We start from the raw sequence: 23,578 nt of genomic DNA on the forward strand, positions 1-23,578 counted from the left end.
ATAAGGGCTGTTTTTTTTGTACTCAAAAAGGCGGGCATCTTAACTGATGCTCGCCTTTTGTTTTATTAACTGTGCTTATAAAATGATCTGTTATCCATTCCAAATATTCTTTCGGAGAATTCCCCTGGATCTGTTTTATCCAAGGCTTTCGATATCATATTGATCGATGCATCAAGCATATCAATGTCATGTAGTATCTCTGCTTCCAATAACTTAGGACGTTCAGGAGAACCATATTCAAGTAAACCATGATGTGCAAGTACCATATGTCTCAAGAGAATCATGTCTTCTGATTCTAAGCTAATATCAAGCTCTTTGGCAGCAAGTACAATTTCCTCGTCAACTATCGTAATGTGCCCTATCATATTACCTTCAAAAGTATATTCAATTCCAAGTGAACCACTCAATTCGATGACCTTACCTAGATCATGTAAACAAGTACCAGCAAGTAATAAAGGCTTGTTAATATTGGAATATTGAGCTGAGATACTTTCTGCCAACCTTACCATGCTCAAAGTGTGATAAGCTAATCCACCCTGAAAATCATGGTGATTAGACTTAGCTGCTGGACTTGTAAAGAACTGGTCGCGATATTTTTTGAACAAATATCTAACGATTCTATTCCATGCACCATTCGTTATCTGCAAAAATACGTCCTCAAATTCATTTTCCATATCTGAGCGTTTCTCTGGAGCAGTTTGAATAAATTTTGACATATCTACCGTTTTTGGATCCAGGACACCTAATCTAGTGATGTTTACTTGCGGTTTACCTTGATACAAATCACGTTTTCCTTCAAGTTGAACAACCGCACCGACTTTAAATTCCTTGGCATTCTCAGGACTTGCATCCCAATACTTTCCAGGAATTTGACCTGATTTATCTTCAAAAACTAGTGATAGGAAGTTCTTACCATTCTTTGCCAAACGATAATTTGACATCTTGATAATTGCCTCAAGATTCATCGCTTCCCCATTCTTATAATCAGTGATCCTCTTTGTCATAAATCCATCCTCCTATATACGTAAAACGTGATCTTCAGGCAACTCTTCAGTTAGATTGGCAGTAACAAATATTACTTGATTGTCACTTGAAATTTCTTTGATCAACTTAAAAACATTTTGTGATCGACTTGAGTCAAAGTCCACGAACGCATCGTCGATCAAAATAGGTAAATCAACAATATCTGAAATTTCAGTTACGAAGGCTAATCTTAATGATACATAAAGTTGAACTGTAGTCCCTTTTGATAATTCATGAACGTCAAAAATGGTTTTATCTTTTCTAGTTAGAGACAAATGATTTTGTTTGTTCATATTAATATCAACATAATTTCCATTTGTAAGAATAGAAAAATAGCTCTTAGCTTTTTCAATCATTCGCGGATATCTATTTTCACTAGCCAAATTTAACATTTCATGTATCCATTTGCTTGCTAGATTTCCAGATAACCATTCATCGTATTCATCAATCATTTCTGATTCACATTGGGTGATATCCTCTACTAACTTTGTATAAGCAGAATCATCAAATACTTGTTTTAATTGGTTCTCTAATGAACCTTGTTCATTAAGTTTAACATTTCTTTCACTTTGAATAGTATTGACCTGGTTATTTATACTTTGAAGATCTAATTCAATACTGTCCAAATTTGTAATCTTTTCAAAATTTGAAATATCATTTCCTAAATATTCTACATCATTGTTTAATTTATTAATATTATCTGCTTGTTGCTTTTGATGCTCATGCAAATCAACAAACTCATTCTCATTTTCCACTGAGTATTTACTAAATAGATTTGCTAAGTTCTGATTTATTTTACTTATACTAGATGTATGATTCTTCAAAAATTCAGAAGTCTCTATCTTACTTCTTTCCATCAAATCAATTTTTTCTTTCAGTCTAGTCAACTTATTAAAATACGACTCGACTTCGGGAATAACATCTTCGACATTTTCCACTGAATCAACGATATGAACTTTTACCATCAAATTTTTCCACTTATCCAGTTCCCCGGTACTCTGATTAACTTTTGAATCCAATTCTGCTTGTTCAAGCTTTAGCGATTTAATTTGAGATATCACTGGTTGAATCGATTTGGCTTGTTCAACCGTCAATTTGTCTAAGTTTTTATTTGATAAGATTTTATGTTTGGATTCATCTAATTCGGCCAAGCTATCATTTACGATTTTCTTTTGGTAGAACGACCAAATCAATGTAACCACAAAAACAATCCCAGTAACAATTCGAATAGGATTAGGTACGAAAAATGTTATTACTAACACAATTATGCTGACAAGAATTCCTAAATTAAAATTGCTTTTAGGAGTGGTAACGTTCAGCTGCTGTATGTCATCCCTAGTTAAGAGTTCCATTCTGTCATCATATAAAGGATTCTCTGCACGAACTTGATCAGACTTAAAGTCTGACTTCCTTAGTGAATCAGTAAATTGGCGTGTATCAAAAATTTTCTCTTGAATCTTATTTTTGTTATTGGCTATCAAATCTATATCGGCCTGATTTGAACGATAGTTTTCAAGCATTGCTTCTTCTTGATCAGTTAATGTTGCATCAGCTTGCCGTCTCTTGGATGTATTCAAGGCATTGAGCTGACCCTTATTCTCTAAATAATCATCCCAATCGCTCTGAGATATTAACGAAGCAGTATCTAATGATATCTGCTTCAGCGCCAAATATTCACGATACCGAGGCAACTTTTCATGTAAATTATTTAATGCCTTCTGATTTTCTAATAAATTGTTATACTTCGTTTCTGAAGTAGCAAGCTCTTTTTTCAACTCCATCAATTTATTATTGATCTTTGAATATTGGACTTGTTGATCATCAAATTGGGCTTTTTCGCGTTGTAGTTCTTGATATCGCTTAATGGAGGTAGTCAATGGCTGCTTCGTCCCACGTGGCTTATAAATTTCTGCACTATCCGATTCCAAATCATCTGCAGTCTGTAACCATTCCTTACTGCCAGCAGCACCTAAAGCCAGAATCTCAGTCTCTAATTTTTGTTCATCTAAATCATAAATTGAGCGAATGCTTTCATCGTTCATTACGTGAGTAGCTTCAAAATCTGCCTTACTAAATCCACTGGTTATCTTGGTTAAAAGACTGTTTGGTACTTTCTGATCTTCTCTGAATAAAGATAGATCACCATCGCCCTTACCTTCCACACGTTTAACTGTCCAACTATTATTATCAGAATCTTGAAAAATCAGTTCACCACCATAACTACCACCATTACGAGGCTTATACTGTTCAAACTTATTAGTCCCTCTACCGGAAGCGAAACCAAATAATATACTCTTAATAAAATTTAAAAATGTCGTCTTGCCTGCTTCGTTATTGCCAAATATTATTTGATAATCTGATTTAATATCAAAGTCCTGATTGACCCATTTACCAAAGCCATAGATTTTAACTTTAATTAATTTCACTTTTCTTCTCCGATAAATTTCTTATTGATAGTACTCTTGGTTAATTCCTGAATATTTTTCAAAAAGTCAGGACTATCCATATGCTCGCGTAGCACGTCAATGTTATAAAGTTTTTTATCTAAATCTTTGATACTGTTCAAGTCGAAAACCTTTTCGACACTATCATCCCAGAATCTCTGATCTATCTGCTTTAGCTGCTGAGAATTGCCAAATTTTAGATATACACGATAAAGAATCGTATTTGAGATATTATCTTCAAAATGATGCAACAGATCACCACGCTCAATCGATTTGACGAGATCTTCGTTTAAAAGTTGGGCATTATTTATGTCTAATGTAAGCAAGCCAAAATCATCGGTATCTAATTTAGAGTCAATTTTTTTGATCATTTCCGATAAATTATCCGATGCTTCAGCAGCAATTGCATCTTTTTTCCACACATAAGATGAACTGGGAACAAAATCAATATTTGTTATTTTACTCAAAACAGTGACCAGGTAAAATCCTTTAGTACCTGTCTCATTCTGATTTCGTCCCTGAGTATCACCAGGATAGACCACAAACGGATTTTCATGGAGAACCTCACGTTTATGAATATGTCCCAATGCCCAATAATCATAACCTTTCGTTAATAGTTCGTTAACTGTAAATGGAGAATAATTATTGTCACCAACGCCAGCGTGAAGAATACCGATTTGATAATCATATTTTCCACGTGAAGGATATTCGGTAACCATATCTTGGTTAACATGTTGTTGATAATAACTGAACCCTGTTATTCCAACCTTTAAACCATCATGACTTTCGACTTCCAAAGTACTTACTTGATTGGTAAATATATGTACATTTTCTGGAAATTTAATGGATGCAAAATCATTTCGATAATAATCATGATTACCATAGACCAGATAAACTTCGATGTTATTTTCTTTTAATCGTGTAAATTGATTGTTGAGAAATTGTTGAGCAGTCAACGAATGCTCAGTATTGTCATACGTATCTCCAGCTAAAATCACAAAATCAACATGTTCTCTTATTGCAGTGTCGAAAACTTTCGTTGCAGCGGTGTAAGTAGAATTTCTTAGATTATTTTGTAACTGTTTTGAAAAGTTCTTAATATTAGCAAATGGAGTGTCTAAATGTATATCGGCAGCGTGAATAAATTTCATGGAAGTTCCTCCTTTAAAAAAAGGGACTTGAGCAATTTCTTGCCCAGTCCCTACTTGGAAAATAAATTAGCCTTGATAAATCTCTGCGATAGGCTTTGAAATAATTTTGTTTAATTCTTGCATCATTGAATCAACTTTCTTTTCTTTTTCCATCAAGTTAGTAATTTCAGTGAAGTTTTGAAGTTGATCTGATAATTTATGCATTTCTTCAACATCATCGTCTGTAATTTCTTGACCTTGCATTTGTTTTTGTTGAAGTTCGAATTGTTTGTTTTGAACCTTGTCAAACAACTTATATGCTAAGTCGTTAGCTTTAACGGCTTCAAAAGCTAGTTTCAAGTCGGCTACTTCCGGTGTCTCTCTTAGATCTTGTTCCAATTTGTTGGCACTGTCATAAATATTCATATAGTCCTCCTATTGACCAAAAAAGTTCTTGATATCATTATACCATTCACTTGCCTTATCTTTAACGCCGTTCACTCCATCTTCGAAGGATTTTGCAAATCCTTCAGATCCACTACTATTGTTGTCCGAATTCTCATTAGCAATTTGAGCAGCATCTTTAGTGTTAAAGTCGGTACCGGCCGTTGAAGGCAAGATTCCTGACATTTCATTTTTAAACAATGGTGCAACTCCAGTTTCACTAACACCTGGCAAGTAATGTGTCGTATTAGTCTCATCGAAACCAATCCAACTGGCAACAACGATATCCGGCGTGTAACCGATCATCCATTGATCTTTCGTACCGTAGCCATAACTTCTAGGAACTTCGGTACTACCAGTTTTACCAGCAATATCGTAGCCTGAAGGTTTGGCGGTTCTACCCGTACCTTCGTTGTATACGCCAAGCATCATACTTGTCATCTCTTTGGCTGTATCCTTACTGATTATCTGTTTAGTCGTATTATCGGTGTTATCAACAACCACCGTTCCCGTTGCATCAACAATTTTGGTGATGAAATGCGTACTTGATAGTTTACCTTCATTAGCAAAAGCTGTATAAGCACGAGCCATTTGAATTGGTGACACTCCAGTTGATAATCCACCCAAGGCCAGTGCCAAGTTTTGATCATCTTTGTTTACTTTGATTCCAAAGTTTTCAACTGAAGAAACACCTTTTTTAACGCCAATTTTATCTAGCAAAGCAACAGCGGGAACATTCTCACTTTGTGCCAAAGCCTTATACATTGGAATTTTATCCTGATAAAGTCCATCAGCATTTGCCGGTGTATATTTATTCTTACCAAAACTAGTAACTTCGTCTTTCAGCTCAGAATCATAACTATATCCACTTTGAATGGCTGGAGTATAAACAGCAAGCGGCTTAATTGTTGATCCCGGTTGACGCTTCATCTGAGTTGCCCTATTTAGGCCTCTAAACGTATGCTCACCACGTCCACCGACGACGGCAAGAACTCCACCTGTTTGTGGGTCAACTGCTATAGAAGCTCCCTGAGCTTCTTTACCATCTGCAGCGTTTGCCGGGAACAATCCACTGTTATCAAATGAATCTTCCATTGATGACTGCATATTTTGATTTAAAGTCGTGTAGATCTTATAACCTTTATTCAAAATATCGTCTTCTTTGAGGCCGTATTTGTTGACCGCTTCATCAATAACCGCATCAAAGAAATAAGGATACTTGTATGAACTAGATACCTGATATCCATCATTCAAATCGATAGGTGTTCCTTTATAGTATGATGCCTGTTGTGAAGTTAGTTTTTGATTGTCTGCCATTAAATCTAAAACCAAATTCCGTCTAGCTTTAGAGTTTGCCATACTATCAATTGGATTATAGTCATTTGGAGCTTTCAAAATCCCTGCTAAAACTGCACCTTCAGCTGGGTTCAAATCACTAGCATTTTTGTCAAAGTATTTCTTGGAAGCATCTTGCACTCCCCATACTCCGTTACCAAAATATGCATTGTTCAAGTACATTGCCAAGATTGATTTCTTTGAATATACTTTATTTATTTCAATTGAAAGGAAGAGTTCCTCTCCCTTTCTAGAGAAAGTCTGTCTTTGTGTAAGTAAAGCATTCTTCGCTAACTGTTGGGTCAAAGTACTACCACCACCAGTAACTCCGTGATGGATGATCAAACCAACTGCAGCTCTTGCATAACCTTTAATACTAAAACCAGGATTGGTCCAAAATGTTCTATCCTCGGTTGAAATCACTGCATTTTGGATATTTGGAGAAATTCTATCCAATCCAACGTATGTTCCTTTTCGGGAGTATAAAGCTCCTGCATTGGCACCATCTTTATCATAAACGGTTGTTTTAGTTTGTAATGAAGCCTTTAGATCTTCAATATTTGAGGTTTTTGCTTTGTAAGTCCAAAATGTACTCAATACTAAAATTAAAGTTAAAACAATTAAAATCAACCAGCGTGTAATTTGGAATCTTTTCCAATATCGTTTAAAGAATGACCAAGCAACTTTAAGCTTTGGCTTTACCCAATCCCAAAATCCTCGATTATTATTCATGTATGTCTACCTCTGTAAAAATAAATTCTACCATATAATCGAGTTAAATCACTAAATGATAGAAATCTTTAAGGAGTATGTAATGTCTAACTACCAGCGAACAATAACGTATGAACCGGATTCAAATGAGAAGTTGACCTTGCGTGAACTCCTAAAAAAATGGTTGATACCAAAAAAATGGCAACATTTCTTACGAGTTGAAAAACAAGTTACGATCAATGGTCAATATCATCCATTCAACACGGTTGTTAATGCCAAAGATGTTATCCACTTAAATTTCGACTTTCCACCAAGAAATGACAATCAAACTTATCTTCCTGGTAAAAATGAACTAAACATTGCCTACGAGGACAATGATGTTTTGATCGTCAACAAGCCGGCAAACATTAAATCACATCCCAATTTACCAACAGAATCAGACTCCTTGATGAACGATGCAGAATCCTATTTAGCCCCAGCCGGGCATCCCTACATGGTCCATCGGATCGACATGTTGACCTCAGGCCTAGTTTTGATTTCTAAAACTCCATATCTAGTACCCATATTCAATCGGCAATTGACTACCAAAACTTTGAAACGAGAGTATCTCGCAGTAGTTAAACTCTTGAAACCAATCAATCAATCCGGATCAATAAATCTACCGATCGGCGACGACCCCAGTGACGTCCGCAAACAACGGATCAGCTCAGATGGGCTCGCTGCTTTGACTGACTATAAGATATTACGCAAGAATAATGATTTTGCACTAATAAAATTAAATCTGCATACTGGCCGAACACATCAAATTCGCGTCCATCTTGCCAGCCAAGGTTGGCCAATAGTTAATGACGTTTTATATAATCGTGAGAAACCAAACGGAAATATGATGTTATGTGCCTACAAATTGACTTATCAAATACCATTTTCCAACAAATTCAGGACCACAGAAATCGAACCACCTACATTTATGACTGATTTCATACAAAAAAAGGATTAGCTCCGTAATCATACGGAAGCTGATCCTTATTTAATTAGTATAATAATTTCATCGATAATGGCTCCTACTGCCATCAATCCAATGTAAGAAATCGTCAATCTTAAAGTAGCTTTTAATACATTTGGAAAATTCTTAGGTTCACTTGTCGACAAGAATGGACGATAAATATCCCAGATTCCGGGATAAAAAATAATCATAATCAATGATACATAAGGTATCACCTTCATTAATGCCAAAATTGGAATCAATGCATAAGTCAAAGCCCAACTGGCCTTGAACAGATTCATCGAATTATGCTTACCAATTCTGTCAACTAGAGTATGACGATCGTTTTTCAAATCATCCTCAAGGTCCATAACATTATTGGCGATAATCGTCCCAAAAATAGCAAATGTAATTGGCAAGCAAATAACTATCGTATCAATAATGGTACTTGAGTCAATCTTACCTGCAGTCGCTAACCCAAGATACACGAATGCAACTGGAATGACGACGGAAATTGCTATCGCAATAACTGCCTCACCCATTATTGTGGAATTCAAAGGACGAGGACCCGAAGTATACAAGAATCCTAGAATCAATCCAATGATTGCGACTAATAAGATAAACCAACCCGTGCGATAAGTTAAATATGCTGTGATAAGAATTGGGATAATTCCAATCGCATAAACTAATCTTCTGACCTTTGCCAATGACTCACGGTTAATGTTCATTTTATTGATCTTGTCATGATATGATCCGGTACGATAAGTTTTGAATTCATTGTAATTATTATGGAAATTAATAATTAAATGAAAGAATACAATCGCAACTAAACCTAATAATCCGCTGATAATATCAAATGTTTGATATTTTCCGAATGCGTAACTAATAGCTAAAACTAACCAACATAAATCAAGGATAGTTGCTTTAGCATCTGATAACTCTCTGAAAAGTTTCCAATTCACATTCCTATACCTGCTACATTTCCTCTGGTGCGTTAACACCTAATAGATTCAATGACATTTGAAGAACGATAGAAACAGATTTAACCAATGCCAAACGAGCATTTAATCCATCATCTTCTGTCAAAATCTTACTATGAGCATAGTATTGGTTGAAACTCTTGGCAAGCTTTAATGAGTATTTTGCAATAACAGATGGTTCATATTTCTCACCAGCACGGCTAACAATTTCAGGGAATTCTTGAATCAATTTGATAGTATCCCAAGCTTCTGGATCTGAAAGTGACATTGAATCTGCACTTGCATAATCCACATCACCAACTTTACGTAAAATACTTAATGCACGTGCATTTGTGTATTGAACATAAGGTCCAGTTTCACCTTCAAAACGAACAACTTCTTCCAAATTAAAGTCGAAATTATCACGTCTTTCATTCTTCAAATCGTGGAAAATAACAGCGCCGACACCAACATCTTCAGCAACTTGATCTTTATTTTCTAGTCCAGGATTCTTTTCTTCAATTTGTTTCTTAGCAAGATCAACAGCATCGTTCAAAACATTTTCAAGTAAAATAACACGACCCTTACGTGTTGAAAGCTTTTTACCATTTGTTGTGATCAATCCGAATTCAATATGATGAATATCATCTGACCAATCGTATCCCATCATCTTAAGAACAGCCTTAAGTTTCTTGAAATGTTCACTCTGTTCACTACCAACGACATAAAGTGATTTAACAAAGTTGTAAGTGTTCTTACGATAAATAGCAGCAGCAAGATCACGAGTGATATACAAAGTTGCACCATCAGTTTTTCTGATCAGAGCTGGTGAAAGATCTTGAGCAGAAAGGTCAACGATTTCGGCACCGCGACTTTCTTCTAACAAACCTTTTTCTTGGATAGTTTTAATAACATCATCCATTTTGTCATTGTAGAAAGCTTCACCATTATATGAGTCAAACTCAACTCCAAGACGGTCATAAACCTTTTGGAATTCACTCAATGAAAGTTTTCTGAACCATGTCCAAAGAGCTAGTGCGTCTTTGTCTCCATCTTCCATCTTTTTGAACCAGGCACGTGCTTCATCGTCCAATTCAGGCTTCTCTTCGGCTTCCTTATGGAATCGTACATAATATTTCAACAAGTTGTTAATAGGGTCTTCTTCAACTTCTGCTTCAGAACCCCACTTCTTATAACCGACGATCAACTTACCAAATTGTGTTCCCCAATCACCCAAGTGATTGATTTTGATTGGTGAGTAACCCAATTTAGAAATAATCTTAGCGATTGAATTACCAATCACAGTTGAACGTAAATGACCCATTGACATAGGTTTAGCAATATTAGGAGATGACATATCGATTGGAACGTTGCCACCCTTACCTTGGTTTTGATCACCATAATCTGCTTGTTCTTTTAAAACTGTATGCAAAATATCATTTGAAAATTCACCCTTATCAAGGAAGAAATTAACATAGGCACCAGTGTTGACGATTTTTTCAAAACCATCTTGATTTATTTCAGCAACTAAATCTTTAGCAATCATATTAGGTGCTTTATGTAATGATTTAGCCAAAATAAAAGTTGGAAATGCGTAATCACCTAAATCTGAAGACTTAGGTTTTTCAATTAATTTTTCAATTTGTTCTTTGGCAATGTCATCAGGTACAACATTGCTTAATGTGTTAACAATAAGTTCTTTTGAGTTCATATTTTCCTCCTAAAATAAAAAAGTCCCTTTCAATACATTTATATATTGAAAGAGACGAGAATTTCCCGCGGTACCACTCTAATTGATTAATATCCACTCATTAATTAAATATTTAGTTTTAAGTAAGGGTGCGACTTAATCTTAAAATTGATCAGCTTTCACCAAAACCTGATCTCGCTTAAAATTTACAGACTAATTAATCCTTCTTTTGCACTAAAAATATTAGCACATAAAGCCTGATATCACAACTCTTTTAGAATTAAGCCTTAGGAATAAATAAATTACCCAATGTTGCTGCCATAATTGCTTTGATGGAATGTTGTCTATTTTCAGCTTCTTCGAACTGACGTGCATATTTACTTCTGAAGACTTCGTCAGTAACTTCCATCTCGGTCAAGCCATATTTTGCTTTGATGTCTTCCGCATATTCAGTAGAAACATCATGGAATGCTGGCAAACAATGCATAAAGATAAGCTGATCATCTGGCATTTTTGCTTTTTTCATCAAATCCATATTTACTTGGTATGGTTTCAAAAGCTTGATACGTTCCGCCCATTGATCTTCTTCACCCATTGAGACCCAAACATCAGTATAAATAACATTTGTACCCCTAACACCTTTGTCTAGATCATCAGTTATAACGATTTTGCTGCCTGACTTGTCAGCATATCCTTGAGCCAATTTAACAACATCATCAGCTGGGAAAAGTTCTTTAGGGGCAACGATGTGAATATTCACACCCAACATTGAACCAGCAACTAAGAAACTATTTGCCATGTTATTTCGACCATCACCGACGAAAGATAAAGTAATACCTTTTAATTTTCCAAAAGTTTCTTTGACTGTCATAAAGTCAGCAATCATTTGTGTTGGATGCCATTCATCAGTTAAACCATTCCAAACAGGAACTCCTGAATATTTAGCCAAGTCTTCAACAGTTTGTTGTTTGAAACCTCTAAATTCAATTCCGTCAAACATACTTCCAAGGACCTTGGCAGTATCTTCAACACTCTCTTTTTTATTAAGTTGTATATCATTTGAACCTAAGAACTCTGGATGTGCACCCAAATCAACAGCAGATGTTGTGAATGCAGAACGTGTACGTGTTGAAGTTTTTTCAAACAACAATGCAATATTTTTTCCTTCAAGATAATGATGTGGAATACCTTGCTTCTTCAAGGCCTTAAGGTGAAGACCAAAATCAACCAAATATTCAAATTCTGAAGGTGTATAGTCTATTTCCTTTAGAAAACTACGTCCTTGAAAAACCGATGTTTCTTTCCCTTGATAAGCCAAATTAAATTCCTCCCATTTTCTTAAAAAATTATTCATAATTCCATTATAAGTTATTTTCACTTAATATACATATCTAATTTTTATTCAAAACGAATTTACAAAAAAAGCCTAGGATATAAATCCTAAGCGAATTGATGTCTTATTATTTCTTAGCAGTCATTCTATCGTAGAGAATAAATGCGCCACCTAGCACATCTCCACCTAATGAACCGATCAAAGAACCTAATTTTGTTTGTAGTTTGAACATGTATGTCTCACTCCTTCAACCTAATATTTCTAACAAATATATTGTAAACATTTTTGTTAATGAAAGCAATTACATTGTGTTCATATCAATGATAAATCTAATTATGATTCAGGAAATACAAAAGATTTTACATTTTTATGAAAACTATATTTAATTTTCAACAATACCCTGGCTGACTGATTGAATCGCACGCTTGAATTCATTGTTGAACTCATCCTCTTCAACTGCTGCACTCGAATAATTATATTTCCCGACCAAGTCAGTATCTATCTTGATGACAGAATTACCAATATTTTTCTTGCCAGTAACAACGTGTGAAGATTGCAATTCTTTATCTGATGTAATAGTCGATATTGATGCATTTTCAACATCTGAAACAAAACTGATCTGTTCGATTTCACCAGTATTTTGATCATATCGATGCTCAATTTCATTATTTATCTTAATCTTGGATTCATCATTTTGTTTCGAAATCGAGTTTATATGTGATTCAGCATTTTTTCCAGCCAGCATTGATCCAGTGTCGACATAATTATCGCCGCCATTGTCTGATATATTGTTCCAATCTACTTTTGCATCCCTTGATATATGCGCATGTTGCTTCATATATAGAGTCGTATTTTGAGAAAAATGATTAGTCGATGTAAAACTTGATTTACTGTTAGCCTTTGCAATTATTTCCACCATACAACTGGCAATATTGCTCATTTTTCCAATAGTTTCGGCATTCAAAATAACTTGAGCCTGACTACCCTCTTCAGCGACAATAAATACATTATGCACCAAAGGTTGATCATGAATGCTGTCCTGAAACACGTTTAACTGTATTGGTTTGGTAAGTTGACAATCCTTAGGAATATATAGGAAAATACCGTTATTAAAAAAAGCAGTATGCAAACTAGTCAGTTGATCAGTATCTTCTGGAATAACTTTACTCATAAAATTATTTTGAATCAGACGCGGATGTTGGCGAAAAGCTGTAAACACATCCGTCAATAATAACCCCTCATCATCAAGTTCATCCGGAATAGATGTATCAAAGTTTGATTGGCCAAATTGCGTGATACCAAGCTCATAATCCTGATATTCGATTTGATCGACAATTTCATGGGTAAGTTTAGGCTTAGCAGGTGCCTTCATAGGAAAATATTCCCACTGGTCCACATTAAAATTATTAAAATCTTTGGCTGCTGCAAGTGCGGCTAATCGACGTTTAACTAACCAATGAGGTTCACCGTGTTCATTTGCAAAATCTTCGAGTTCCTCGTTCAAATCTACTGTCATAATTGAAGTACTCCCTTAATACTAATTCGTTAAAAATTATTAGCTGTATTATAATGATATATATTAATCGAAAAGGTGGCAATTTTATGGATAACCTAACACACTTTAATGAACAAAATCGTTCAAAGATGGTCGATGTAACTAATAAAGAAATCACATCTCGATCAGCAACAGCAACTGGTCAAATTACGATGAAACCAGAAACATTGCAAAGGATCCATGAAGGAAAAATCAAAAAAGGTGACGTACTAGCTGTCGCCCAAGTAGCCGGTATCATGGCTGCAAAACAAACCAGTTCACTAATTCCAATGTGCCACTTGATCAACTTGACCGGAGTCGACATTCATTTCGAGGATGACGACTCATCAACAGTTACTGCTAACGCCACAGTAAAAACTAAAAGCGTAACAGGTGTTGAAATAGAAGCACTTCTTGCCGTACAAACTGCCCTGTTGACTATCTACGATATGTGTAAAGCAATCGATCGTGGAATGGTCATCAGCGACGTCCATGTTGTCGAAAAGATGGGCGGTAAAAGCGGCCATTTTGTTTTCAACGACCAAGAAAATTAACCATGGATACCTAAACTCATTCTGGCAAATTTTGTCATCATCGAGACGTTCCAAACAGGACTCCATACTAAATTAATGTTGCATAGATCGATTCCTTCAACTGAAGTGGCGGCTTGAGTAATTTGTTCTTCTAAATAATTACCCAGCGGACATCCCATAGTTGTTAAAGTCATCGTGATTATGCAACTATTTTTTTTGACCACAACATAATATATCAGACCTAAATTGACCAAATCAATATTCAGTTCTGGGTCAATAACATCTTGCAATGCCATCATCACATCGTTTTCTAAAGGTGAAAATTCTGCTCCTTGTCCTAATGCATCCAAAATTTATCCCCCAATCTGACTCATATGTCTCCACGTTGGAGCTTTATCGATAATACGATCAGTTTCAGACATTGCCATTTCGTGATTCAAAGGTTTGTTGTCCAAAGCTTTTTGAATCTTGCGACGGAATTCAACTTTGTCAGGAATTGCGGATCTAATATCAATTTCTTCATTCCAATAAAGACAAGCTTTGATGTATCCATCAGCAGTGATTCTAAGACGATTACAATTTTCACAGAACTTTGCGCTGATTGGATGAATTAGTCCAAAACTTCCGACATGCCCTTTGATTTGATAATTATCTGAGGGACCATTTCCACGCAGTTCGATTGGCTCATATTCAAGATTATTCTGTTCACAGATATCGAAAACGGATTTCAATCCAACATATTCTTTTTGCCAAGTTTTCAAAGAATTACCGATAGGCATAAATTCAATAAATCTGACATTAACGTTATTTTCTTTGGTATAGTTCAAGAAATCTAAAATTTCATCGTCGTTTTGACCTTTGATCAGAACAATATTTAATTTAATTTTTTTGAAATTCAATTTGCTGGCAACACTGATTCCTTCAAGTACTTGGTCAATGTTTCCACCTCGAGTGATTTCTTTATAACGATCAGCTTTAAAGGTATCCAAACTGATGTTGAGGCGGTCTAACCCCGCTTCCTTAAGTGCGGCTGCTTTTTTAGCAAGATACAAGCCATTCGTAGTGATCGACACATCCTCAATACCATCGACAGCTTTGATTCGACGAACAATTTCAACAACATCTGTTCGCAACAAAGGCTCTCCTCCAGTAATACGGACCTTACTAATACCCATTTCTGCAAAGTTTTCGATCAGTTGAACGATTTCATCTTGTGATAGTACTTCATCAGTTGGAAAGAATGGCAAACCTTCCTTTGGCATGCAGTATACACAACGCAAATTACAACGATCCGTGATAGATAAACGAACATAATCATGTAAACGGTCATATTGATCATACAATTTATCCATAATGTGCCTCCTCTGTTTGACGTTATAATAATTATGACAAAGAAAGCGTTTAATTATAATTCGGAAAAGCCCTAATAAAACATAATTTTAGATAGATATTAAAATAGTTGCATTTGAGAATATATAAATGCATAATTTGTTATCGAATTTGATATAATTCAAGCGAAAGGGTGATGCATAATGGGTTTTAAGAAGAACAACACCAAATTAGAAAGCAAGCTTTCGATCATCTGTAATAATGCTGCGAAATTATCCGATAAGACAGCGATATCTTTTGAAGATTTATTTCCAGAAACATTTATGAAAATTCACACAAATTGTGACAGCATTGAAGATTTTCTAGCACCAATGAATATTAAGAGTGATGAAGATTTTGAAGCAGTTCCAGACGATGTCCTGGAAAAGAATGTGCGCGAGAATACAAACTTTTCAAACTGGAAAGATATGCAACATAGTGCTTGGTCAGATTTTTTGAGTGAACAACTCGGATATTAGACAAAAATAAAGCAGTCATGAAATTAATTCATGGCTGCTTTTTTAGAACACAACTTTAAAACGTTTTTTCTCAGGAAGGTTTAAGTACTTATCCGTATCTATATCAATCAATGTAATAATATCCGATTGATAAGTTGTCGGAATAATCGGATTAGATTTGGGGATAACCTTACCTTCCCTATTTAACTTCATAATTCTTTTGCAGATATTCTGCCTAGCGGTCTCCATAGCATCGACAATATTCTCAGCATGAAATGAAAAGTCGAAATCTGGAATATTAATATAATATGGAGAATATTCTCGGTCACACTTGATCATGGTTACTGGATATACAGCTTTCATAACCCTTCGCCTCCAATTTCTCTATACCATAAATATATACTGATTTTATATGTGAAAAGTTTATCTTTTATAATTAATTCTTTGGAAAAATGAATAATAAGAGTAATGATGAAGTTTCATCTGTATAAATATATTTTTATGTTGCTATACGTATTACTTATTGTGAGAATGGAATAAGCATATATATATGTTTAGGGGGAAGTTTATATGGAAAATCGAAGTTCTAGAAACAATCGAAGTGACAAGGGAAGTAAGAAGAAATTTTATAAAGATGTTTGGTTTTGGTTATTTATTGCAAGTACTGTTTTGTTAATAATCACATTAAGTACACCAGTATATGAGTACAGTGAAGAGCCTAAGACAGAAAAAAAGACAAATAGAAATCATTCAGATAAAAATAATTACTCATATTCTGATGACACCTCTTCATCAAATACAGATAATGAAAATGACACTGATTCAAAGGAAACAAAATTTGGAGAATCAGTTGAATTCAAATCGGGAGAGAAGATTACAGTAGAGTCTGCTCAAGATGATAATTCAATTGAGTTACAAAGTGCAGAAAATGGTGAACATCCTGTCACTGTAAAAGTAACCGTACAAAACACTAAGTCCTCACCTTTAGATTTTAACTCACAAGATTTCGATTTATATGATAGCAATAACGAGGTCGCAACTTTTGATGCTTCAACTTATTTGGCAGATATCCCTAATTCTATTGCGGCTGGAAAACAAGCAAGCATGACATTGAATTTTGGTTCAAAGGGAGCCGGTCCATATAATGTTACGTTTGGCAATTCTATTTGGAAGTAAATTTATAAAAAAAATATGTGATTTCAACACATTTTTTGAGGAGAAAATAATTATGGGAACATTTGATTTATCAGAACAAAACATTGAAGATATTTACAACAATAAAATAAGATCTCTATTGATAAGAGACGATAGTGATCATGTGGTAATGATTAATAGTTTTAGTCAATTTCCAAATGAGACATTTGGACCTGATCAAACATATACACAACAAATTGATGGAATAATTTCATATATGTATCAAGACTTGATTACTGTTAAAGATATCAAATTCGAATCATTACAAGGAAAAGAAGCTGAAAATTTAGAAAGATTTCATACTTTGATAACATATAACTGGCCTGCAGAAAATCCACTTATGAAAGAATCATATGATGCGAAAACTCATGAATCTAAATTAGAAAATACCTTTATGGATAAAATGATTTCAGAGATCCACGGCCACTCTGAATCGTGATATGTCTATATTTTAAAAATATTCTTTGGAAACAAGTAATAATTTGTATATGGATTAATATTTCAATCTGATATACTTAATCGTACAAAAAAAGCCGAGGAGAAATTCATGATAACCATACTATCTTTAATATTTTTAATCAGTGGATTCCTAATCTGGTTTTACATAAAAAAACAACCAAATAAAAATCGTAGAAATATTTCGATAGTGATCGTCATCTTTACTGGAATTCTTATTGGAATTCTGAGTCCAAACGAACAAACGTCAACTAATGAAGCGAATATTACATCGTCGAAAAACATTTCTAGTGAGAATAACAAAAAACAACCTACTAAAGATGATAGGAAACAAAAATCAAAAAAATCTTCCAAAAAAATAAAATCTAAGCAGTCAGAAGCAAAAGAACCTCGAAAAAAAGATAAATCAAGCAATAATGTAGAAATGCTTAAGGGATATGCCCAATCGTTTGGATTAAAAGATAGCGAAACTATCCAAAGACTAGTTGGTTCTGCGTATTCATCCACAGTAATTGACAATAATATGGCTTTTGGTTGGTGGACACCATATGGATCATTGATAAGGATTGACGATAGCCAGAGTCAAATTACATATGTTTATAAATCTGATAAACAATCATCAACAGGACTTGGAGAATTATTGTATCAAGGTCATACAATAATTCAAAAGGCTCCAAGTAAATATAGATCTTATGGACCAACTGGTTAGTTTTAATTTTTACATTTTTTGTGTGGCTTTTGTGTGGCGGAACCACACAAGTGCAGTTTTATATAGAATTACAAAAAATAAAAACCGCTATATACCAATGTATACAGCGGTTTTCAATTTACATAACAACTCTAAAATGTACTAAAAAAGCGAACTAGCCTATTAAATATAAGAAAGATTTGAGGAATCTTATGATGAATGATCAACTAACATTAAAGGGAACGAATGGTCAATTAATTGCAGATGACGATAAAATAACTATTCAAAGGAAAGGATTATTTGGTGTTATGTCACAAGGTATAAAGGGCGGACGTACTATTTTCTACTCCGACATCAAATCAATTGAATTCAGAAAACCTTCATTCTTTTCAAACGGTTATATTCAACTACTAACCAATTTAGAATTATCAAACAAAGAAAATACTACATTTGCGGGAACTACCACTAATGATGCAATTAAGGATCCAAATACAGTCATTTTGAGAGCGTTCAAAAAAGGAAAAAAAGATGAATCAGAGAATTTTTATAATTTTGTATCTAGCAAATGGAATGCAGCTAAAAGTGGAAAGAATGTTGCTACAAGTCCAGTATCTATTGCTGATGAAATTGAAAAATTCAAAAAACTATTGGATGAGAATATTATTACCCCAGAAGAGTTTGATAAAAAAAAACAAGAATTACTTAGTAACTAATTAATTGTCCGGACAACGATGACAATCAAAAAAATAAGTCTAATGTAGGCTTATTTATTTTTACCCAAATTACATTTTGGAGGTGTAATTATGCAAGTATATAAGCGGGGTAAAACATGGACATACCGAGTTTGGATAACTAATAAATATGGAAAGAGAGTCTCTTCTTCCCAAGGCGGGTTCAAAACTAAGCAGGAAGCAACAACCACTGGGTTAGAGATTGCATTAAAAGCAAAACAATCTGGAATATCCAAACGTGAAAATACTACCTTTCACGATTATTATGTATACTGGATTAACACTTACAAAATCGGTCGACTAGATATTACCAGCGAAAGAAAATATAAGCTGATTGATAAATTAATTGAAAAGCAATTCGGTAATACCCTACTCAAAGATATAAGTCGTACTGAGTATCAGAAAATGATTGATACATATGCCGAAAATCATGCAAGAAAAACCGTGAATGAAGTCAATGGCAGGATTCGAAAAGTCGTACAAGGTGCCATTGATGAAAGAATCATATACAGTGACTTCACACGAAACATTTTTATTTCCGGGCTTGCAAGTAAATCTTCTAATCTAAAATACATTGAAGAAAACCAAGCGCAGAAATTAAAAGAAATGTGTTTAGACAGTGCTAGTATGATCGCCATTACAAATTATGAGATTGTATTTGGATTGTTAACTGGTTGCCGCATTGGTGAAGTTATGGGTTTAACCTGGGATTGTGTTGACTTCAAGAATAAAAATGTGAACATTAACAAATCTTATGATTATGTTAATTACACTGGATTCAAACCAACAAAAACAGTATCGTCAATCCGAGTTATATCAATACCTAATGATTTAGTTGCAATGTTAAAAAAGCTCAAAGCAGAACAATCTGAGTTGTTTATAAAACAAGGTGACCGTGACCCGGAAAATCTTGTGTTTAGAAATGCTGATCATAAAATATCCTCCGACAATGGTGTTAATCATAACTTGAAAAACAAACTGAAAAAAATTAAAGGTGCCACTCCAATTACATTTCATGGACTACGGCATACCCATGACTCAATATTAATTTCAAACGGAGTAGACATCAGCTATATATCCGAACGGCTTGGACATAAAGACATAACAATTACCCTTCGTGTTTACTCACACTTACTAAAAAAAGCAAAGATTGAACAAAACAATAAAGCAATGAAAGTACTGTCATCTCAACTGTAATTTGTGTGATTTTTGTGTGATTCAATCACACAAATGCAGTTTTGCATAGAATTGCAAAAAACAAGAACCGCTATATACCAGTGTATACAGCGGTTTTAAGTTTACATAACAACTCTAAAATGTGCTAAAAAAGCGAACTACGAGAATCGAACTCGCGACACTAGCTTGGGAAGCTGGTATTTTACCATTAAACTAAGTTCGCATATATAAATCATACAACACAAATATTATACCCTATCTTGTAATAAATTGATAAAATTTTATTTCCAACTCTAGAATTACAATTTGATAAAATTTATTTTAAATTATCGAATCAATTCGCGATATAAATTGATTTATCAGCATTGGTATCCTAAAATCGAAGATAACGATAGATTTCTATCAATATCGTCACGAGGAGAAGAAAGAAATGAAAAAAACTATAGTTACGTTGATGGCTGCTATCACTTTGATGGGAACTGCAACATTTGCTACTGCTTGTTCAACTAACGGTGCAAAGACAGAACAAGCAGAAACACATTCTGCTAAGAAAATTACCAAAGATGAAATCAAAGGTCAAAAATATGTCGGTGTAAGTAAAGACAACAAAGACCAATACTTAACATTCTTTAGCGGCAAGGATAACAAGACTACTGCTCATTACCAAGTTGACAAGAAGGGTAACAAGAAGTCAATTTCATACTTTGCAACTAAGCCTCAACCAAAACTAGTTATCAACAAAAAGAACCCTAAACAATTCAAGCTTACTGGTGGAATGAACGTTATGTCAGCTCCAGAATTCCACTATGATCAATATTCTAAAAAAGTTGGTAAAACAACAATTCAAACTCCAGATGGCAAAAAGTGGAAATTAAACACTCAAAAGCAATCTAAGATGATTGATGCACTTCAAAAAGAAGCTAAATAATTTCAAAAAGACCCCAAATCATATGATTTGGAGTTTTTTTTATAACGTATCGGCCATTGTCCAAGTTACCTTGGCCTTATATTTCCCTTTTGCCATTGGGACTTCGTTGGCACACATCTTTAGACCACGGTCTTTCTCCCAAAAAACGCCGTCACAATCTGTGGTTGTATCTTTCTTAATGTCGTTTTGCGGAACTACGACACTCTCCCTACTTAAATCTGAATAATTACCTTCAGCATTGTAATATCTTAAACTGACTGGTAATACTTCTTTTGAACTCTCATCTTGAAATGGAGTTTCTTGCGTTACATAGAGCGTGTAATGGGATTTCTCCCGGCGTTGATCATCGACTGACATTACAGAATCTCGAATGTCATTAAAATTTTCCCTATTATAGACTTTATCTTTTTGAAACAAGTGATGGCGTCCAAACATGATATTGTTGGCGGATAGCTTAATGGAATTTGTCCTGAAATGTATGATTACATTATTTCCAACTTTCATATATCCGTCTTCTTCACTTTGACTACCACCATTTGGATTTCCTGATTGCCCAGTTACAAATGGAGTTGTTATAAAATTGCCCTTTTCATTAGTTCCAGTCACTACTAATTTTACTGAAACAACATGCTTAGCTTGCGATTCTGTGAATTCGAATCCACCCACTTCTAACTGGTAATCGGAATTAATTTTGAAATCCTTGTTGTCTAAAACTTTTCCATCCAGCTTAACTTCTTTGATATCACTTAATTTTGTACTTGAATGTAATGGCAATTTATATTTACCAAATTTTAGTTCCCGCTTCGGATCGTCATTTGTTAGTTCACTCTCAAATAACAATTCGTCTCCTTTAATTACTTCGTGAACTGCCTTGTCGTAATTATTTTTATCTTGATAAGTTAAATCTTGTATAGAAGTTTTAACTTCAATTTTTGGAGTTCCTCCCATGTTTACGTAAAGCCGTGCTTTGTTAGTCTTGAAATGAAAATTAGTTACCATATTACCAGTCGTAAATTCACAATAATACTGATAATTATTCCATTCTTTTTTCACGTGCTTCAATGTTAATGATAAATCCCTTTCACCTTTGTCAGAAATTTTTTCTGATCTACCTTTTGTATCGACTTGAAACCATTTAGTCGTGTAATCTTTCGGCAAAGTTTTTGGATCCATTCCTTTAACTTCAAAGTATGCAGTTTTACCTTGATCGACCGTTACATCATTTAAACCACCCCCTACAGTGACTTTTGTTTTATCTTTCATAATGGTTCCTTCGGCTCCGGTAAATGTACCTGTGATGTTTACAACACCTTCTGCACCGATTTCGTTACCCTGAATCTCCCCAGTATCACGATTAACTTTAGCAACTGACTCATTATCACCCTCCCAAGTGATATTCCCAGTCGCATTTCCTGGAACAGTGGTTCCATGAGCATAAGTTACATTATCAGTATTTTTTGAATTGAAAATATAATCATGCTCGACTCTAGCTGAAAAACCTTTTGCCTTGATGGGTTTATCAACAACTTCGACTTCGGCAATTTTTGAATCATAATGAGTGTTACCTATGATGCCTAATAGACCTGCAGAATATGCTCTGACAAAGTAATAGTACTTACCTTCTTTTGTTGAGCTAAAAGTATAATCATGATGCTTATGAGATGGTTCTCCCGAACTAACTCGTTTCCAAGATTTCTTATCTTTAGGTTTGGTACTTGTGTACCAACGATAATTTGGAACAACATCTTTTAAAATCAAGACACCTTTTAATCTCCCCCAAACTGATTCAATGAAACGAGATCTAATAGAAATTTCTTCGCCTTTTCCCACTGAATACAGTGGTTTTGGTTGAACAAGAAATCCACTATCATAAACTATTCCCATTCCCATTCCAATCGGGCTTGCTTCATGGTAATCTGACCAATTTCTTGTATCTATATAATCATCATGCGTGCCTTCCTCTGAAGATGAATTGTCCGAATTGGTTTGGGTTTCAACTTCTGGTGAATCCTGATTTTTATCATCTGCAACTTCTTCAGTATTATTTGGATCTATCTCACTTGTATCGATTTGATTTGTATCGATTGATCCAGTAGAAGAATTCGAATTTTGATTTTCATTCACATTTGAAATTGTTGTTTCTGGATCTTCCACAGCTTGAGCAACTGCCAAATAGCAACCTGCCACATGCAGAAGAACTAATATACTTCCCACTAATAGAATAATTGTTCTATATATTTTTTTGTTCATCTTCTTTCCCCAACCTTCTATAGCTTGCTCAATAAAATCTAACCGTTTGTATTAGCTATCCGATTTCACATCAAACAATAAAGGATTATGACAGCGATTTCAAATTTAAGTTTTTATTTTTTGAACCCCGCAAATACGTATATGTTAACGTTTTCACTTTAATATAAATTGATATTATAAAATTTTACCGAAAGAACAACTTCAAATTAAA

At 34.5% G+C, this 23,578-nt stretch carries 22 protein-coding genes and 1 tRNA gene; 9 read left to right on the plus strand and 14 right to left on the minus strand.

Annotated elements, in window-relative coordinates; all coding sequences use genetic code 11:
* Nucleotides 1-65 precede the first annotated feature (65 nt).
* The 5 genes from EKM63_RS02285 to EKM63_RS02305 form a co-directional block, all read right to left on the minus strand.
* Entirely contained in the window at nt 66-1,004 is a 939-nt protein-coding gene (locus EKM63_RS02285) for a 3'-5' exoribonuclease YhaM family protein (RefSeq protein WP_125703306.1), read from the minus strand.
* Between the two features lie 12 nt (nt 1,005-1,016).
* Complete coding sequence (locus tag EKM63_RS02290; protein WP_153494167.1) at nt 1,017-3,449, minus strand: ATP-binding protein; 2,433 nt, start codon at nt 3,447-3,449, stop codon at nt 1,017-1,019.
* Entirely contained in the window at nt 3,446-4,618 is a 1,173-nt protein-coding gene (locus EKM63_RS02295) for a metallophosphoesterase family protein (RefSeq protein ID WP_125703310.1), read from the minus strand. The genes EKM63_RS02290 and EKM63_RS02295 overlap by 4 nt, the downstream gene beginning before the upstream one ends.
* A 66-nt stretch (nt 4,619-4,684) precedes the next feature.
* Nucleotides 4,685-5,023 carry a YlbF family regulator gene (locus EKM63_RS02300; protein WP_125703312.1) on the minus strand — a complete coding sequence of 113 codons (339 nt, stop codon included), beginning with the start codon at nt 5,021-5,023 and terminating at the stop codon, nt 4,685-4,687.
* A 9-nt stretch (nt 5,024-5,032) separates the two neighbouring features.
* Nucleotides 5,033-7,108: a PBP1A family penicillin-binding protein gene (locus tag EKM63_RS02305; protein ID WP_125703314.1), complete on the minus strand. Its 2,076-nt coding sequence runs from the start codon at nt 7,106-7,108 to the stop codon at nt 5,033-5,035.
* Between the two features lie 82 nt (nt 7,109-7,190).
* On the opposite strand from EKM63_RS02305, the gene EKM63_RS02310 reads away from it, so the two are divergent.
* Nucleotides 7,191-8,084 (plus strand): RluA family pseudouridine synthase, encoded by an 894-nt coding sequence (locus EKM63_RS02310; protein ID WP_125703316.1) that lies wholly within the window; start codon nt 7,191-7,193, stop codon nt 8,082-8,084.
* Nucleotides 8,085-8,110: 26 nt separating this feature from the next.
* Here EKM63_RS02310 and EKM63_RS02315 read toward each other — a convergent pair whose 3' ends face one another.
* From EKM63_RS02315 to EKM63_RS02330, 4 genes are all read right to left on the minus strand, one after another.
* On the minus strand, nt 8,111-9,031 hold the full coding sequence (locus tag EKM63_RS02315) for a prenyltransferase (protein WP_153383791.1): 921 nt from the start codon (nt 9,029-9,031) through the stop codon (nt 8,111-8,113).
* A 13-nt stretch (nt 9,032-9,044) separates the two neighbouring features.
* On the minus strand, nt 9,045-10,739 hold the full coding sequence (argS, locus tag EKM63_RS02320; RefSeq protein WP_125703320.1) for an arginine--tRNA ligase: 1,695 nt from the start codon (nt 10,737-10,739) through the stop codon (nt 9,045-9,047).
* Between the two features lie 259 nt (nt 10,740-10,998).
* A complete protein-coding gene (gene argF, locus EKM63_RS02325) occupies nt 10,999-12,036 on the minus strand; it encodes an ornithine carbamoyltransferase (protein WP_225418242.1) in 1,038 nt (345 codons plus the stop codon).
* Between the two features lie 397 nt (nt 12,037-12,433).
* Nucleotides 12,434-13,567: a SufD family Fe-S cluster assembly protein gene (locus EKM63_RS02330; RefSeq protein ID WP_125703324.1), complete on the minus strand. Its 1,134-nt coding sequence runs from the start codon at nt 13,565-13,567 to the stop codon at nt 12,434-12,436.
* Between the two features lie 86 nt (nt 13,568-13,653).
* On the opposite strand from EKM63_RS02330, the gene moaC reads away from it, so the two are divergent.
* On the plus strand, nt 13,654-14,139 hold the full coding sequence (gene moaC / locus EKM63_RS02335) for a cyclic pyranopterin monophosphate synthase MoaC (RefSeq protein WP_125703326.1): 486 nt from the start codon (nt 13,654-13,656) through the stop codon (nt 14,137-14,139).
* Here the strand turns inward: moaC and EKM63_RS02340 are convergent.
* Both EKM63_RS02340 and moaA read right to left on the minus strand, forming a co-directional pair.
* Nucleotides 14,136-14,417 carry a metal-sulfur cluster assembly factor gene (locus EKM63_RS02340; RefSeq protein ID WP_125703452.1) on the minus strand — a complete coding sequence of 94 codons (282 nt, stop codon included), beginning with the start codon at nt 14,415-14,417 and terminating at the stop codon, nt 14,136-14,138. The two genes, moaC and EKM63_RS02340, sit on opposite strands and share 4 nt — an antisense overlap.
* A 54-nt stretch (nt 14,418-14,471) precedes the next feature.
* Nucleotides 14,472-15,470: a GTP 3',8-cyclase MoaA gene (moaA, locus tag EKM63_RS02345; protein WP_125703328.1), complete on the minus strand. Its 999-nt coding sequence runs from the start codon at nt 15,468-15,470 to the stop codon at nt 14,472-14,474.
* Nucleotides 15,471-15,650: 180 nt separating this feature from the next.
* On the opposite strand from moaA, the gene EKM63_RS02350 reads away from it, so the two are divergent.
* Entirely contained in the window at nt 15,651-15,965 is a 315-nt protein-coding gene (locus EKM63_RS02350; RefSeq protein WP_125703330.1) for a hypothetical protein, read from the plus strand.
* Between the two features lie 42 nt (nt 15,966-16,007).
* Here the strand turns inward: EKM63_RS02350 and EKM63_RS02355 are convergent, their stop codons facing one another.
* Nucleotides 16,008-16,307, minus strand: a complete 300-nt coding sequence (locus EKM63_RS02355) for a type II toxin-antitoxin system HicB family antitoxin (RefSeq protein WP_125703332.1) — start codon at nt 16,305-16,307, stop codon at nt 16,008-16,010.
* A 207-nt stretch (nt 16,308-16,514) separates the two neighbouring features.
* On the opposite strand from EKM63_RS02355, the gene EKM63_RS02360 reads away from it, so the two are divergent.
* The 5 genes from EKM63_RS02360 to EKM63_RS02380 all read left to right on the plus strand — a co-directional run bounded on the left by EKM63_RS02360 (nt 16,515) and on the right by EKM63_RS02380 (nt 20,210).
* Complete coding sequence (locus EKM63_RS02360) at nt 16,515-17,120, plus strand: DUF4352 domain-containing protein (RefSeq protein WP_125703334.1); 606 nt, start codon at nt 16,515-16,517, stop codon at nt 17,118-17,120.
* A 52-nt stretch (nt 17,121-17,172) separates the two neighbouring features.
* Nucleotides 17,173-17,577, plus strand: a complete 405-nt coding sequence (locus tag EKM63_RS02365; RefSeq protein WP_125703336.1) for a hypothetical protein — start codon at nt 17,173-17,175, stop codon at nt 17,575-17,577.
* A gap of 108 nt (nt 17,578-17,685) precedes the next feature.
* Nucleotides 17,686-18,303, plus strand: a complete 618-nt coding sequence (locus tag EKM63_RS02370; protein WP_125703338.1) for a hypothetical protein — start codon at nt 17,686-17,688, stop codon at nt 18,301-18,303.
* Nucleotides 18,304-18,494: 191 nt separating this feature from the next.
* The gene (locus EKM63_RS02375) at nt 18,495-18,995 is read left to right on the plus strand and encodes a DUF4429 domain-containing protein (RefSeq protein WP_125703340.1); all 501 of its coding nucleotides are present in this window, start codon (nt 18,495-18,497) and stop codon (nt 18,993-18,995) included.
* A 90-nt stretch (nt 18,996-19,085) separates the two neighbouring features.
* Nucleotides 19,086-20,210, plus strand: a complete 1,125-nt coding sequence (locus EKM63_RS02380; protein WP_125703342.1) for a site-specific integrase — start codon at nt 19,086-19,088, stop codon at nt 20,208-20,210.
* A gap of 131 nt (nt 20,211-20,341) precedes the next feature.
* Here the strand turns inward: EKM63_RS02380 and EKM63_RS02385 are convergent.
* Nucleotides 20,342-20,412, minus strand: a tRNA-Gly gene (locus EKM63_RS02385).
* Between the two features lie 207 nt (nt 20,413-20,619).
* On the opposite strand from EKM63_RS02385, the gene EKM63_RS02390 reads away from it, so the two are divergent.
* Entirely contained in the window at nt 20,620-21,117 is a 498-nt protein-coding gene (locus tag EKM63_RS02390) for a hypothetical protein (RefSeq protein ID WP_125703344.1), read from the plus strand.
* A 39-nt stretch (nt 21,118-21,156) separates the two neighbouring features.
* Here the strand turns inward: EKM63_RS02390 and EKM63_RS02395 are convergent, their stop codons facing one another.
* Nucleotides 21,157-23,367, minus strand: a complete 2,211-nt coding sequence (locus tag EKM63_RS02395; RefSeq protein WP_125703345.1) for a hypothetical protein — start codon at nt 23,365-23,367, stop codon at nt 21,157-21,159.
* Between the last annotated feature and the right edge of the window lie 211 nt (nt 23,368-23,578).

It is taken from the genome of Companilactobacillus mishanensis (genome assembly GCF_003946505.1).
GTDB lineage: Bacteria > Bacillota > Bacilli > Lactobacillales > Lactobacillaceae > Companilactobacillus > Companilactobacillus mishanensis.